Annotated in this window: 14 protein-coding genes and 2 pseudogenes; 9 read left to right on the forward strand and 7 right to left on the reverse strand. The window is 69.5% G+C overall.

What is annotated here, in order from left to right:
• Positions 1 to 12: 12 nt before the first annotated feature.
• From ABZ382_RS21565 to ABZ382_RS21590, 6 genes and pseudogenes are all read left to right on the forward strand, one after another.
• Positions 13 to 1,149 carry an Mrp/NBP35 family ATP-binding protein gene (locus ABZ382_RS21565; protein ID WP_357091401.1) on the forward strand — a complete coding sequence of 379 codons (1,137 nt, stop codon included), beginning with the start codon at positions 13 to 15 and terminating at the stop codon, positions 1,147 to 1,149.
• A gap of 83 nt (positions 1,150 to 1,232) precedes the next feature.
• The gene (locus ABZ382_RS21570) at positions 1,233 to 1,619 is read left to right on the forward strand and encodes a DivIVA domain-containing protein (RefSeq protein WP_357091403.1); all 387 of its coding nucleotides are present in this window, start codon (positions 1,233 to 1,235) and stop codon (positions 1,617 to 1,619) included.
• Positions 1,616 to 2,188 (forward strand): DNA-3-methyladenine glycosylase I, encoded by a 573-nt coding sequence (locus ABZ382_RS21575; protein WP_357091405.1) that lies wholly within the window; start codon positions 1,616 to 1,618, stop codon positions 2,186 to 2,188. Before ABZ382_RS21570 ends, ABZ382_RS21575 begins: the two co-directional genes overlap by 4 nt.
• Positions 2,189 to 2,353: 165 nt before the next feature.
• Positions 2,354 to 2,521 (forward strand): DUF3117 domain-containing protein, encoded by a 168-nt coding sequence (locus ABZ382_RS21580; RefSeq protein ID WP_083869218.1) that lies wholly within the window; start codon positions 2,354 to 2,356, stop codon positions 2,519 to 2,521.
• Positions 2,522 to 2,646: 125 nt separating this feature from the next.
• Positions 2,647 to 2,913 (forward strand): annotated as a pseudogene (locus ABZ382_RS21585) (putative RNA methyltransferase); the annotation flags it as partial.
• A gap of 378 nt (positions 2,914 to 3,291) precedes the next feature.
• Positions 3,292 to 3,852: pseudogene (locus tag ABZ382_RS21590) on the forward strand (methyltransferase domain-containing protein); the annotation flags it as partial.
• Between the two features lie 40 nt (positions 3,853 to 3,892).
• On the opposite strand, the gene ABZ382_RS21595 reads toward ABZ382_RS21590, so the two are convergent.
• A complete protein-coding gene (locus ABZ382_RS21595; RefSeq protein WP_357091407.1) occupies positions 3,893 to 4,798 on the reverse strand; it encodes a LysR substrate-binding domain-containing protein in 906 nt (301 codons plus the stop codon).
• 69 nt (positions 4,799 to 4,867) lie between these two features.
• On the opposite strand from ABZ382_RS21595, the gene ABZ382_RS21600 reads away from it, so the two are divergent.
• A complete protein-coding gene (locus ABZ382_RS21600) occupies positions 4,868 to 5,371 on the forward strand; it encodes a GNAT family N-acetyltransferase (protein ID WP_357091409.1) in 504 nt (167 codons plus the stop codon).
• 1 nt (position 5,372) lies between these two features.
• Here the strand turns inward: ABZ382_RS21600 and glgA are convergent, their stop codons facing one another.
• On the reverse strand, positions 5,373 to 6,542 hold the full coding sequence (gene glgA / locus ABZ382_RS21605; RefSeq protein ID WP_357092338.1) for a glycogen synthase: 1,170 nt from the start codon (positions 6,540 to 6,542) through the stop codon (positions 5,373 to 5,375).
• A 147-nt stretch (positions 6,543 to 6,689) separates the two neighbouring features.
• Between glgA and glgC the strand changes: the two genes are divergently transcribed.
• Both glgC and ABZ382_RS21615 read left to right on the forward strand, forming a co-directional pair.
• Positions 6,690 to 7,904 carry a glucose-1-phosphate adenylyltransferase gene (gene glgC, locus ABZ382_RS21610; protein WP_357091411.1) on the forward strand — a complete coding sequence of 405 codons (1,215 nt, stop codon included), beginning with the start codon at positions 6,690 to 6,692 and terminating at the stop codon, positions 7,902 to 7,904.
• Between the two features lie 98 nt (positions 7,905 to 8,002).
• Entirely contained in the window at positions 8,003 to 9,193 is a 1,191-nt protein-coding gene (locus ABZ382_RS21615; RefSeq protein WP_357091412.1) for a hypothetical protein, read from the forward strand.
• Between the two features lie 33 nt (positions 9,194 to 9,226).
• Here the strand turns inward: ABZ382_RS21615 and ABZ382_RS21620 are convergent, their stop codons facing one another.
• From ABZ382_RS21620 to ABZ382_RS21640, 5 genes are all read right to left on the reverse strand, one after another.
• A complete protein-coding gene (locus tag ABZ382_RS21620; RefSeq protein ID WP_357091414.1) occupies positions 9,227 to 9,709 on the reverse strand; it encodes a hypothetical protein in 483 nt (160 codons plus the stop codon).
• A 60-nt stretch (positions 9,710 to 9,769) separates the two neighbouring features.
• Complete coding sequence (locus ABZ382_RS21625) at positions 9,770 to 10,006, reverse strand: hypothetical protein (RefSeq protein WP_357091416.1); 237 nt, start codon at positions 10,004 to 10,006, stop codon at positions 9,770 to 9,772.
• Positions 10,007 to 10,220: 214 nt separating this feature from the next.
• On the reverse strand, positions 10,221 to 11,882 hold the full coding sequence (locus ABZ382_RS21630) for an ABC transporter permease (protein ID WP_357091418.1): 1,662 nt from the start codon (positions 11,880 to 11,882) through the stop codon (positions 10,221 to 10,223).
• Positions 11,879 to 12,814 carry an ABC transporter ATP-binding protein gene (locus ABZ382_RS21635; RefSeq protein ID WP_357091420.1) on the reverse strand — a complete coding sequence of 312 codons (936 nt, stop codon included), beginning with the start codon at positions 12,812 to 12,814 and terminating at the stop codon, positions 11,879 to 11,881. Before ABZ382_RS21635 ends, ABZ382_RS21630 begins: the two co-directional genes overlap by 4 nt.
• Positions 12,815 to 12,855: 41 nt before the next feature.
• Entirely contained in the window at positions 12,856 to 13,491 is a 636-nt protein-coding gene (locus ABZ382_RS21640) for a TetR family transcriptional regulator (protein ID WP_357091422.1), read from the reverse strand.
• Between the last annotated feature and the right edge of the window lie 94 nt (positions 13,492 to 13,585).

The following is a 13,585-nucleotide window of genomic DNA, read 5'->3' on the forward strand; positions in this document are numbered from 1 at the left end:
AGACTTGGGCCCATGCCAGTGGTTACGGAATCGGATGTGCGGGGCGCGCTCGCGAAGGTGAACGACCCGGAGATCCGGAAACCGATCACCGAGCTGGGCATGGTGAAGAGCGTCGATGTCGGCGCGGACGGCGCGGTCAAGGTCGTGATCTACCTGACCACCTCGGCCTGCCCGATGAAATCCGCCATCCAGGAACGGGTCACGAAGGCCGTCAACGACGTGCCCGGAGTCGGCGCCGTCAGCGTCGACCTGGACGTGATGAACGACGAGCAGCGCACCGAGCTGCGCCGCAAGTTGCGCGGTGACGCCGCCGAGCCGGTCATCCCGTTCGCCCAGCCCGGATCGCTCACCCGCGTGTACGCGGTCGCCTCCGGCAAGGGTGGCGTCGGAAAGTCCTCGGTCACCGTGAATCTCGCCGCCGCCATGGCAGCGAAGGGTCTCTCGGTGGGTGTGCTCGACGCCGACATCTACGGCCACAGCGTGCCGCGCATGCTGGGCACCACGCAGCGGCCCACCCAGGTCGAGCGGATGATCATGCCGCCCATCGCGCACGACGTGAAGGTCATCTCGATCTCCATGTTCACCGAGGGCAACACGCCCGTGGTGTGGCGTGGCCCGATGCTGCATCGCGCGCTGCAGCAGTTCCTGGCGGACGTGTTCTGGGGCGACCTCGACATCCTGCTGCTGGACCTGCCGCCGGGCACCGGCGACGTGGCCATCTCGCTGGCCCAGCTGATCCCCAATGCCGAGATCCTGGTCGTCACCACCCCGCAGCTGGCCGCCGCCGAGGTCGCCGAGCGCGCGGGCAGCATCGCCCTGCAGACCCGGCAGCGGATCGCGGGCGTCATCGAGAACATGTCCTGGCTGGATCTGCCGGACGGCTCGCGCATGGAGCTGTACGGCTCGGGCGGCGGTCAGACCGTGGCCGACAACCTGACCCGCACCATCGGCGCGAATGTGCCGCTGCTGGGCCAGATCCCGATCGAACAGCAGCTACGTGAGGCGGGCGACGAGGGCACCCCGATCGTGCTGCGCGCGCCCGAGAGCCCCTCGGGCAAGGCGCTGCTCGACATCGCCGAGAAGCTCTCGGTCCGCCGCCGCGGCCTGGCGGGCATGTCGCTGTCCATCGACACCACCCGCCACCTGTAGCGAAGGGACAGTGCGGAATTCGACGGCCGAATTCCGCCGGGGTGTGGGCGGACGCCCGCGGCGGTGACCCCTAAGCTCGGGGCATGCTCACCATGCTGCTGTACGTGCTGATCGTCGGACTGGTCGCCGCCCTGCTGTTCCTGGTGGCCAGTGCGGTCTTCGGGCGGTCCGAGGAGCTCGGGCCGCTGCCGGAGGGCACCACGGTGACCGTGCTGCCCGTGGCGGGCATCAGCGGGACCGATGTGCGGGCGCTGCGCTTCCAGCAGGTGTTCCGGGGGTACAAGGCGGGCGAGGTCGACTGGGCGCTGACCCGGCTCGCCGCCCGCATCGACGAACTCGAGGGTCAGCTGGCGCGGGCGACGGTCCCGGCGGCCGCGCCTGAAGAGACGCCACGCCCGGACGGCGAACGGGACGTTCCCGAAGTGCTGACCGCCGATCCCGCCGAGCCGGGCCCCGAGGCGACCCGATGACCGTGCCCGTGGAATCCGACGGACGAATTCGATGCGGTTGGTCGGAGGGTTCGCAGCTGTACCGGGATTACCACGATCAGGAGTGGGGTCGCCCGCTGCACGGCGATGACGCGCTGTTCGAACGGGTGTGCCTGGAGGCCTTCCAATCGGGGCTGGCGTGGATCACGATTCTGCGCAAGCGGCCCGCGTTCCGGGCGGCATTCGCGGACTTCTCCATCGAGCGGGTGGCGGGGTTCGATGAGGCCGATGTGGAACGCCTGCTGACCGATCCGGGCATTGTTCGCAATCGAGCCAAAATCGAGGCCAGCGTCCACAATGCGCGGGTTGCCCGGGATCTCGACGGGAGTCTCGACACGCTGCTCTGGAGCTTTGCCCCGGCCCCGCGGAAGCGGCCTCGGAAAATGTCCGATGTGCCCGCTGTCACGCCCGAATCCACCGCTCTCGCAAAAGAACTCAAGCGGCGCGGGTTCAAATTCGTCGGACCCACCACGGCGTACGCACTCATGCAAGCGACAGGGATGGTAGACGATCACATCGCCGATTGCTGGGTGAATGTGGGGACACGCTGAACGCCACGTCGGTCGGTTTTTGGAACTCAGGTACCCGCCCCGATCCGCGATAGGGAAGAATGGGCAAGGTGTAGCCCGCCACATACCGGCGGGCTGCCTGGTTGGTGACAACTGGAGTTCCATGAAAGTGCGCAGCAGACCGCGCAGATCTGGAGGGAGCAGAGGATGGCGGCCATGAAGCCCCGCACCGGGGACGGTCCCCTCGAGGCAACCAAGGAAGGGCGTGGAATCGTGATGCGGGTTCCACTCGAGGGTGGCGGGCGTCTGGTCGTCGAGCTCACGCCGGATGAAGCCGCGGCGCTCGGTGACGAACTCGTCAAGGTCACCAGCTGATCGCTGCCGGTGAGCCCAACCCGGGGGCTCCTCCCCGGAGCCCCCGGCTTACCGGTATCGCGGTGAACGACAACACACAGAACCCCATAGTCGGCACGGCCCAGCCCGCCCCCGCGGATCGGCTCCTGGCCTGCGCCGACCTACTGGCCTGCCCACAGTGCGGCCACCCCCTGGCGGTCGGCGTCGACCCGGCTGCCGACGACTCGCCGACCCGAACCCTGCGCTGCCGGCTCGGCCACAGCTACGACCTGGCCAAACAGGGCTACGTCAGTCTCCTCACCGGCGCGTCCACCAAGATGACCGGCGACACCCCGGCCATGCTCGACGCCCGCGCCGCCTTCCAATCCGCCGGCCATTTCACCCCCATCGCCGCCGCCCTGGCCGCCGCGATCGCGACGCCCCTGCCCGGCCGCGCTGCCGATACCCCAATATTCGGAGCGGACTCGCCCCCGGCTGCCACCGCCCGACCGGCCCCACTCCGCGTGGACGACCCCGCGGCCACGACGGGCCTCCCCGATCCACCCGAATCCGGCACAGACCTGGCGCCTCGCCTCGACCGACCCCGCTCCGGTATCACCACGCCCGGAATGTCCATCGCCACGGCGTCCGCAGCACGACTGGCCGCCACGCTCCTGTCCGCCGGCACGGGCGGCGGACGTGCCGAGTCCCCCACCAAGCCGCAGAGCACGGTCGGCGGCCGGGTCCGGTCAGGTCCGGTGGCGGAATCGCCGAGGCCCGCTCGGACCGAAGCGGCGGACCACGGCCTCGCGGTTCTCGAAATAGGCGCGGGCACCGGCTACTACGTGGCCGCGGTGCTGGACGCGCTGCCCACGGCACGCGGCATCGCCCTGGATGTCTCGAAGGCGGCGGCGCGGCGGGCGGCTCGGGCGCACGAGCGGGCGGGGTCGGTGCTGGCGGACGCGTGGCGCGGGCTGCCCGTACCCGACGGGGTGATGAGCGCGGTGGTGTCGGTGTTCGCGCCCCGCAATGCCGACGAGGTGGCGCGGGTGCTGGCCGCGGGCGGGCGGTTCGTGGTGGTGACTCCGACCTCGAGGCATCTGCGCGAGCTGATCGAGCCCTTGGGGATGGTGAGTGTGGACGCGGCCAAGGAGGATCGGCTCGCCGAATCCCTCGGGGAGCGTTTCGAGCTGGTGGGGCGGGAGGCCGTCGAGTATCCGATGTCGCTCACGCACGAGGATGTGGCGCGGGTGGTGGCGATGGGTCCGTCGGCGTTCCACGGGGACGTGGGCCGGGCCGAAGCGATTGCGGCGCTGCCCGATCCGGTCGCGGTGACGGCATCCGTGACGGTCTCGGTGTACCGGCCACGCTGAGCCTGGCGAGTCCGGTCCCGGATGAGCGTGGCGCCCACGGCTATTCGCGGGATGCGGCCGGGCGGTTCGGAAGCAATGCGAGCAGATTGTGGACCAGTGGCCGGTCGTCCCCGACGCGGGTCGCGGTGTAGATGGTGGTGGCGGCTTCGGTGCCGGTCAGGGGGATGATGCGGACCGAGTCCGGTGCGGTGAAGGTGGCGCTGCGCGGGGCGATGGTGATGCCGAGGCCCGCCGCCACCAGGTAGAGGATGATCGTCCAGTTCGTGGCTTCCTGGACGATGTGGGGTCGGCGGCCGGATTCCAGGAGCGGGGTGAGGTTCTTCTCGTAGGCGAGTTCACCTGCCGCGCGGGGGAAGAAGACCACGGGGTGGTCGGCGAGTTCGGCGCCGGTCAGGGTGGGGCGCGCGGCATCGGGGTGGTCGGCGGGCAGGACCGCCACGAACGGTTCGGTGATGAGCGGGGTGGTGACCGTGCCGGGCTGGTCGTCGGGATCGCGGACGATGGCCATGTCGAGGGTGCCGGAGGCCAGCCGCGCCATCAGGTGGCTGGTGAAGCCTTCGGTCAGGTCGACGTGGACGAGCGGGAAGCGTTCACGGAATTCGCGGACGCCGCGCAGGGGCTCGAGCGGCAGGACCGAGGGGACGAAGCCGAGATGAAGGGTGCCCTGGCCGCCCTGGCCGATGCGGATCACCTCGGCGAGGTCGCGGTCGGCGTGGCCGAGCAGGGCGGCGGCGCGGTCGCGCAGCACGATCCCGGCCGGGGTGAGGGCGACGGTGCGGGAGGTGCGGTCGAAGAGCCGGGTGCCGAGCAGGGTTTCCAGGCGCTGGATCTGCTGGGTGAGGGCGGGCTGGGCGATGTGCAGGCGGGCCGCGGCGCGTCCGAAGTGCAGTTCCTCGGCGACGGCCTGGAAATAGCGCAGGTGCCGCAATTCCACCCCGGTGTTCATAAGCTGATGATATCGATCGCAGCTATCAAGTATTGGACGTTATGGTTCGACGTCCGACATGCTTTTGTGGTGACTCAGCAGACGGAAGCCGAAGCCCCCGAGCTCGATTCGATCGTGGTCGCGCCGATGGCCGGGCCCGAGGACGCGCGCGCCTTCAGGGACCTGAATCTGGAGTGGATCGAGGCCTTCTTCACGGTCGAGGCCGCCGACCTGGCCACCCTCGACAATGCCGAGGCCATCGTCGCGAACGGCGGCGAGGTGCTCATCGCCCGGCTGGCCGGTGCGGCCGTCGGCTGCGTGGCGCTGGTCCAGGAGCATCCGGGCGTCTTCGAACTGTCGAAAATGGCTGTGTCGCCGCGCTTCCGGGGCCGGGGCATCGGCCGGGTGGTGCTGCAGGCGGCCATCGACCAGGTCCGCGGGCTGGGCGCGGAGCAGTTCTTCCTGGCCAGCAATGCCCGTCTGGCGAGCGCCGTGCACCTGTACGAGTCGATGGGTTTCGTCCACGTCCCGCCGTCGGAGTTGCCGCCCAGCCCCTACGACCGCGCGGACGTGTTCATGCGCTACCCGCTCTGATTCAGCCCTTGCGAATCTGGTCGTAGATGCGCGCGGTGCGGGCCGCGATCTGCGTCCAGTCGAAGTGGTCGATGGCCCGGACCCGCCCGGCCGTCCCCATGGCGGCGGCGGTGACGGGGTCGGCGGCCACCATGTTGACGGCCCGGGCCAGGCCGCGTTCGTAGTCGTGGGGCGCGTGCTCGTCGTAGTGGACCAGCCGACCGGTCTCCCCTTCGACGACCACCTCCGGAATGCCGCCGACATCGGAGGCGACCACGGCGGTCCCGCAGGCCATGGCCTCCAGGTTCACGATGCCCAGCGGCTCGTACACCGAGGGGCACACGAAAACCGTTGCGGCCGCGAGCACCTGCCGGACCAGTTCGGTCGGCAGCATCTCCTTGATCCAGAACACCCCGTCGCGATCGTCGCGCAGCGCGCGGACCGCGGTCGCCACCTCCGATTCCATGGCGGGGGTGTCGGCGGCGCCGGCCAGCAGGACGAGCTGGATGTCGGGGTCCAGATGGCGGGCGGCGGCCAGCAGGTGCGGCACGCCCTTCTGCCGGGTGATGCGCCCGACGAAGGCGGCGATCGGCCGGTCCTGCGACACGCCGAGTTCGGTGAGCACGTCGCGGGAGCCGAGCGCGGGCCCACCCGGATGCCAGACCCGGGCGTCGATGCCGTTGTGCACCACGTGGACTTTCCCCGGGTCGATATGGGGGTAGGCGTCGAGGACGTCGGCCCGCATGCCCGCGCTGACCGCGATCACGGCGTCGGCGTAGGTCACGGCATTGTGCTCGGACCACGACGAGAGCCGGTAGCCGCCGCCGAGCTGTTCGGCCTTCCACGGCCGCCGCGGCTCCAGCGAATGCGCGGTCAGCACATGCGGGATCCCGTACAGCTGCGCGGCCAGATGCCCGGCCAGCCCGGTGTACCAGGTGTGCGAGTGCACCACGTCGGCGAAGCTGGCGGCGTCGGCCATCCGCAATTGCGCCGACATCATCTGGACCGCGGAGTTGGCGGCGTAGAGCATCGGATCCGGTTGGTGCACCACCGCATCCGCGCGCGCGACCCCCATGCAGTGCACGGTGACGTCGCACAGTTCCCGCAGCCTGGGCACCAGTTCGGTGACGTGCACCCCCGCCCCGCCGTACACCTCGGGCGGGTATTCACGGGTCATCATGGCCACTCGCAGTCCACGAGCTCCGTCGGAGCGGTAACTCACGGGTCCAAAATAATCGCTCGCGTTCCGGCCAACCAATCGACGTGGCCAGCAAGATCGCGATGAACACGGCACATGCTGGACATTCCACGTTCGGGTGCACCCGGTAGTTTCAGTGGTGTGAGGAGCCAGCCGCACGTACTCGGGATCGTGCTCGCCGGTGGCGAGGGCAAGCGACTCTTTCCGCTCACCAAGGACCGCGCCAAGCCCGCGGTGCCGTTCGGGGGCGCGTACCGGCTCATCGACTTCGTGCTGTCGAATCTGGTGAATGCCGGTTACCTGCGGATTTGTGTACTGACCCAGTACAAGTCGCATTCCCTGGACCGGCACATCTCGCAGACCTGGCGGTTGTCGGGGTTCGGCGGGGAGTACATCACCCCGGTGCCGGCGCAGCAGCGGCTGGGGCCGCGCTGGTACACCGGCTCGGCGGACGCGATCATGCAGTCGCTGAACCTGATCTACGACGAGGACCCCGAGTACATCGTGGTGTTCGGCGCGGACCACGTGTACCGGATGGATCCCGAGCAGATGGTCCAGGCGCATATCGAGTCCGGGGCGGGCGTGACGGTGGCGGGCATCCGGGTGCCGCGCAGCTCGGCCAGCGCCTTCGGCTGTATCGATTCCGACGAATCGGGCCGCATCATCGGCTTTCTGGAGAAGCCGGTGCACCCGCCGGGCACCCCCGACGACCCGAACGTCACCTTCGCCTCCATGGGCAACTACGTCTTCACCACGAAGGTGCTGGTGGACGCCATCCGCGCCGACGCCGACGACAACGACTCCGACCACGATATGGGCGGCGACATCATCCCGTCCCTGGTGCGCGGCGGCGCGGCGTCGGTCTACGACTTCTCCACCAATGTGGTGCCCGGCGCGACCGACCGCAGCCGCGGCTACTGGCGCGACGTCGGCACCATCGACGCCTTCTACGACGCCCACATGGACCTGGTGTCGGTGGACCCGGTGTTCGACCTCTACAACAAGCACTGGCCGATTCGCGGTGCGGCCGAGAACCTCCCGCCCGCCAAGTTCGGGCGCGGCGGGCTCGCGCAGGAGTCGATCGTGGGCGCGGGCAGCATCCTGTCGGCGGCCACCGTCCGCAATTCGGTGCTGTTCTCCAACGTGCTGGTGGAGGACGGCGCGACGGTGGAGGGCAGCGTGCTCATGCCGGGAACCCGGATCGGCCGGGGCGCGGTGGTGCGGCACGCCATCCTGGACAAGAACGTGGTGGTGACCGAGGGCGAGATCATCGGCGTCGACCTCGAGCGCGATCGGGAGCGCTTCGCGGTCAGCAATGGCGGCGTCGTGACCGTGGGCAAGGGCATCTGGGTCTGATCGCGACACGGTATAGGAGTGGACAGTCGGCGGTCGTTGGCCCGAAAATCTTTCGATAGGGAGCGCTGCCGACGCAGGGCCGCGCGGGAGGGATCATCATGGGCCGTCCGGCGCGTGTCGTCACCGCACTCACCTGTCTCGCCTTGATCGCCGCACTGGCCTCCGGCTGCGGCCGCTCGGGCACCGCCGTCGCCGGCGAACTGGATGTCCGCACCCTCGACACCGGGACGTATCCGGTGAACCGCTACACCTACGACCGCAACAACGGCGGCAAGGGCGCGACGCTCGAGGGCATCCGCATGACCGCCGCGGTGGCGCCCGCGGTGAAGATCGATCCGGCGTTGAACATCGGCCGCGGCGGCGCGGTGCTGGCCAGCGTCGACGATGTGCTCAATGTCAGTCACCTGGCTTCCGCGGTGAAGAACGTGCTGGTGAATCGCGGCTTCGTGGCCGGTTTCGCGGCCAGCGGCTCCGATCGTGAGGATGTCAACGACAATCCGGATCCGAACGGCACCACCATCACCACCCGCGTGCTGCGCTTCCCGACCGCGGATGCCGCGAAGCTGGCGGCCCGCGAGCTGGAGGACGCCGACTTCAGTGTGGCGCTGAACGTCAACCAGAAGCTCACCCTGCCCGACTATCCGGACGCGTACGCGCACTGGCGGCCGGGCGTGCCCACCATCGGAGTTGCGATGGCGCACAAGGATTTCGTGATCTCGCTGTTCATTCTGCGGCCCACCGCCGATCTGCAGGGCCTGCTGTCCTGGTCCAAGAAGACCCTGGACGCGGAGGTCCCGGTGCTGGACGCGTTCGCGGCGACCCCGAACGATCAGATCGCGCAGCTGCCGGTGGATCCGGATCGCCTGCTGGCCCGCACCCTGGTGATGGACCGCGACCATCGCACGGTGGATCCGGACAAGTTCGCGGTGTTCCCGGCCAATTGGCTGGTGCTGCCGTCGGATGATCTGGGGTTCTGGACCAAGCTGGTCGCCGATACCGGCGCGAGCGAGATGTCGGTCGCGGACGGCAGTTTCGTGATCCGGGTGCGCGACGCGCAGGCGGGCGCGGATCTGATGGCCGGGATGATCCGGAATCTGCAGGAGACCACCACGACCGCGGTGGACGACAAGGTGCCGGATTCCCAGTGCGTGCACCGATCCTCGGACAAGAAGCCCAGCCGCTGCTATGTCCGCTACAAGCAGTACGTGGGCGTCGCGGATGGGGCCAATGACGCCGAGGCGAAGAAGAAGGCGGTCGCGCAGTACGCGCTGCTGGCGAACAGCCTGTAGCGAATCCGGGTGCGGCGCTTCGGGCGCCGCACCTCAGAGGCGGATGCGGTCCGCGTCCAGTAGTCGCCAAGCCGCGGGCCGATGGGCACGGTCACCGGTAGCGGGTTCGGACTCGACGCAGCGCGGGCATTCCGATTCCACTGCCGCGCAGTCGGTTTCACCATCAGCCGGGCACGGCGTGGCCGCGCTGCGGGAGACGGTGTGCCGGGCCCGGGTGAGCCCGCCGCGGGGCGTGCTGTCGTCCCGGAACCGGTAGTCGCGAAAACCGAACGGCTGCAGTAGCGCTCGCAGGAATTCCGCGCCGTCGCCGGGCAGCACGGTGCGCTGCTCGCCGAGTATGTCGACGCCCTGGTGGTACCAGACCCGCGCGACCAGGCCCTCGATCGGATCCACCGCCCGGAAGGTGGCGCGGCCGTCCGCGGCGAGCCGGAATTCGGCGATGCGCCGCCACTGCCCGCCGTCGCGGAAGTACAACCCGACCACGGCCGGTATCCGCTGACCCATGGGAACCCCCACTCGTCGAACTATTCTCGTGGAGTATCCGGCGACGCCGCCCGGAAACCTCTACGCGACCGATCAGTTCGTGATGCCGGGTCGCATCGGGAAACCGGGCGCGGGTGTGCCGCTGCCGCAGAACGGCTGGCACGAGCCCGTCGTGGTCGGCACATAGCGCGATTCGCGGTCGTCGAATCGGGCGCCGCTCACCAGCACGAGCACCAGTAGCGCCGCGCCCAGGATGCCGCCGAAGACGACCAGGGCAGGCCACAGCCATCCCGTCGGCAGGTGCACCCCGAGGGCCAGTCCCTCGAACATCTCCCCCACCTCCTAGCGAAAAATCGATCCCCTTCTGGGGTACACCCCCGGCCCGGCCCGAATCCACCCCTGGACACTGCCCCTGCACCGCCACCACCGCCCTCCCGCCACACCCGCACCGGCAGCTGATGATTCGCTGCCGGGTCGCCCGTGTCCCGGGCACGCGAACGGCCGCCCCGGATGTCCTGAGCGGCCGTTCGCGGGGCGGTCGCCGTCAGGCCGAGCGCAGGTCCCGGCGGCGGAATGCGATGAGCCCCACCGTGATCAAAGCCACGTCGACCAGGAGCAGCACCACGATCGGGGTGGCGGTGAACGCCGCGCCCGGCACCTTGGGCGCGTGCTCGAAGGGGTTCAGATCGCGCAGCCATTGCGGCGCACCGGACAGCGAGCCGAGCAGGAACGCGGCGATGGCGGCGGTCAGCACACCCCAGGCGACGGAACTCCAGCGCGGCAGCAGCCCGAACAGGGCCACGGTGATGGCGGCGAAGGTCCACACCGCGGGCACCTGCACCAGAGCCGCGGCCAGGGTCTGCCCCAGCTTGCCGCCGACGTCCCCGGCGGCACGGCCGTAGATCAGCCCGGCGAGCCCGGCCGACACGGTCAGGGCCAGCAGCGGCCCGAGCAGACCGTACGCCAGATGCGATGCCACCCAGCGGGTTCGCGATACCGCGCCGGTGAGCAGGGTCTCGGCGTGCGCGGTGCTCTCCTCGGCGTGCAGCCGCAGCGTGGCCGACACCGCGTACGCGGCCGCGCCGACCGCGACCATGGTGAACGCGTAGTTCACCATCGCCTTCTCCAGCGAGTCCGAGCCGCCCATGCGGGTGATCAGGTCCTTGATGGTCTGGCTGGTGCCGAGCTCGTCGCCGATGCCGTGGATCACGCTGCCGATCAGCAGCCCGTACAGCCCGAGCCCGATGGTCCAGGACAGCAGGGTGCCGCGCTGCAACCGCCACGCGAGTCCGAACGGACCGCGCAGGGCGGGTCCGGCGCCGGCCGCGCCGGGTCGTTCGGCGATCAGGCCCGCGCCGATATCCCGGTGTGCCAGTAGGAAATACGCGGCCACGGTCAGCACCACGGTGGCGGCCAGGTGCAGTAGCAGGATGGCGAAGTGGTCGCCCGCGTACGGCCGCACCTGCAGTGACCAGCCCTGCGGCGAGAGCCAGGTGAGCGGACTGGTCGGCCCGTCTCCGGCGCGCGCGTCGCCGATGGCCCGCAGCGTGTAGGTGACGCCCAGCACCGCGAAGGCGATCCCGCGCGCCACCCGCGCGCTCACCGACAGCTGCGCGGTGACCGCCGCGACCGAGGCGAACACGATGCCGGACCCGGCCAGCGCCAGCCCGAACGCCAGCGATCCGGTTCTCGACACCGATGTGCCCGCGAGACTGACGAATCCGAGCAGCCCTGTCGCCAGCGCCGCACCGTAGGTCATGATCAGCACCGCGGTGAGGCCCGCCAAGCGCCCGACGCGGGTGGCGGCCAGCAGTTCGGTGCGGCCGCTCTCCTCGTCGGCTCGGGTGTGCCGGATGACGGTGAGGATGGTGGCGACACCGATGAGCGTGTGGAACATCCCCGCTTTCCAGATGCCTACGGCCCCCAGATCGGTGGGGTTGTAGACGGGCCCGTACATGGCGAGCTGGGCGGGACTGGCGAGAATGCTGGCCGCCAGGTGCGAGAGGTCCTCCGGTGTGCTGTAGATCTTCTCGACGCTCTTGATGTAGACGCTGCCCAGCGGCAACGAGAACAGCAGCACCCACAGCGGCAGCACGATCCGGTCACGCCGCAGATACAGCCGCAGCAGCTGCCCGGTGCCGGTGAAATCGGCCGCGCGCAACGGTGATTCGGCGATGCGGGGCGCGGTGGCGGTGACGGCGGTCATTTCGACACCTTCTCGCGCTCGTCGGCGGGCGCGCCGCCGTCGAGCGAATAGTGGCGCAGGAACAGTTCTTCCAGGGTCGGCGGCTGGCTGACCAGGCTGCGCACCCCCGCGTCGCCGAGCACCCGGATGAGTTCGCCGAGGTGTTCGCTGTCGACCTGGCAGTGCAGCGTGTTGCCCTCGACGCTGATGTCCTCGACGCCGGGTACCCGGCTGAGATCGCCTGGGCTGCCGATCATCTCGGCGGTGATGGAGGTCCGTGACAGGTGCCGCATCTGCGCGAGCGTGCCGGTCTCCACGGTCTTGCCGGCCCGGATGATGGTCACCCGCTGGCACAGCTTCTCCACCTCGGACAGGATGTGGCTGGACAGCAGCACGGTGGTGCCGCGCGCCACCGCCTCGGCCACGCATTCGCCGAACACCTGCTCCATCAACGGGTCCAGGCCGGAGGTGGGTTCGTCGAGCAGCAGCAGTCGCGCGTTCGACGAGAACGCCGACACCAGCGCCACCTTCTGCCGATTGCCCTTGGAGTAGGTGCGCGCCTTCTTGGTCGGGTCCAGCTCGTAGCGCTGGATCAGTTCGGCGCGCCGGGCCTCGTCGATGCCGCCGCGCATGCGGGCCAGCAGGTCGATGGTCTCGCCGCCGGACAGCGAGGGCCACAGCGTGACATCGCCGGGCACGTAGGCGATGTCGCGGTGCAGCGCCACGGCGTCGGTCCACGGGTCACGGCCCAGCACCCGGGCCTCGCCCGAGGTGCGGGACAGGATGCCGAGCAGGACGCGGATGGTGGTGGACTTCCCGGACCCGTTCGGCCCGAGGAAGCCGTGCACCTCGCCGTGCGTGACCTCGAGGTCGAGGCCGTCCAGCGCGCGCACCTGCCCGAAGTTCTTGTGCAGGTCCCGGACTTCGATCGCCGGGGTGGCGGGAGTGGTCATCGAATCTCCTTGTAGGAAAACGATTGTGGGGAGCCGAGGGATTATCCGGCTTGCTGGTCGAGGTAGGCGTCCAGCATGGTGCGGTCGGCCAGCAGGCCGGAGCTGTAGAGCTCGAGCGCGGGCAGCATCATGTGATCGGCGTACTCGCGCAACGCCTTCCGGTAGTCCACGGGCCCGTCGTGCTCGGCCGCGTACAGCTGCAGGAACATCATCATGCCGCCGCCGTTCTGGGTGGCGATGTAGCGCGCCATGGCCGGGATGTCGGACACCGCCCGGACGGTGCCGGACGCGATCCCGGCCCGCAGGTACAGCTCGGTGTCCTCGACCATGTGCTCGAAGAAGTTCCGCAGCAGTGGCCCACCCGCCTGGAGACTGCGCATCAGGTAGGCCATCAGCGGCGCGAATTCCTCGATCTCGGCGAGCTGCCGCATCGTCGCGGTGGGTGAGGGGTCCTGGACCGACTCCAGTTTGGCGGCCTTGACGGTCGCGCGTACCTGGTCGTCGCACGCCTCCCGGAGTCCGTCCTTGGACCCGAAATAGTGGATGACCAGCCCGGGGGACACTCCGGCGGCGGTGGCGATGGCACGCACGCCGACCCCGAACCCTTGCTCCCCGAACACGGTGATCGCGGCGTCGCGAATCCGCGCCCGGGTGGTCAGATCGTCGATTGAACGCACGTTCAATAGATTAAACACTCGTTCAAAGAGAGCGCAAGAGGGAGCGCGGGACCTATTCGGTCCGATTGGTCATCAGAGAAATCTGGCGTGCGCA

The organism is Nocardia sp. NPDC005825, from assembly GCF_040630175.1.
GTDB lineage: Bacteria > Actinomycetota > Actinomycetes > Mycobacteriales > Mycobacteriaceae > Nocardia.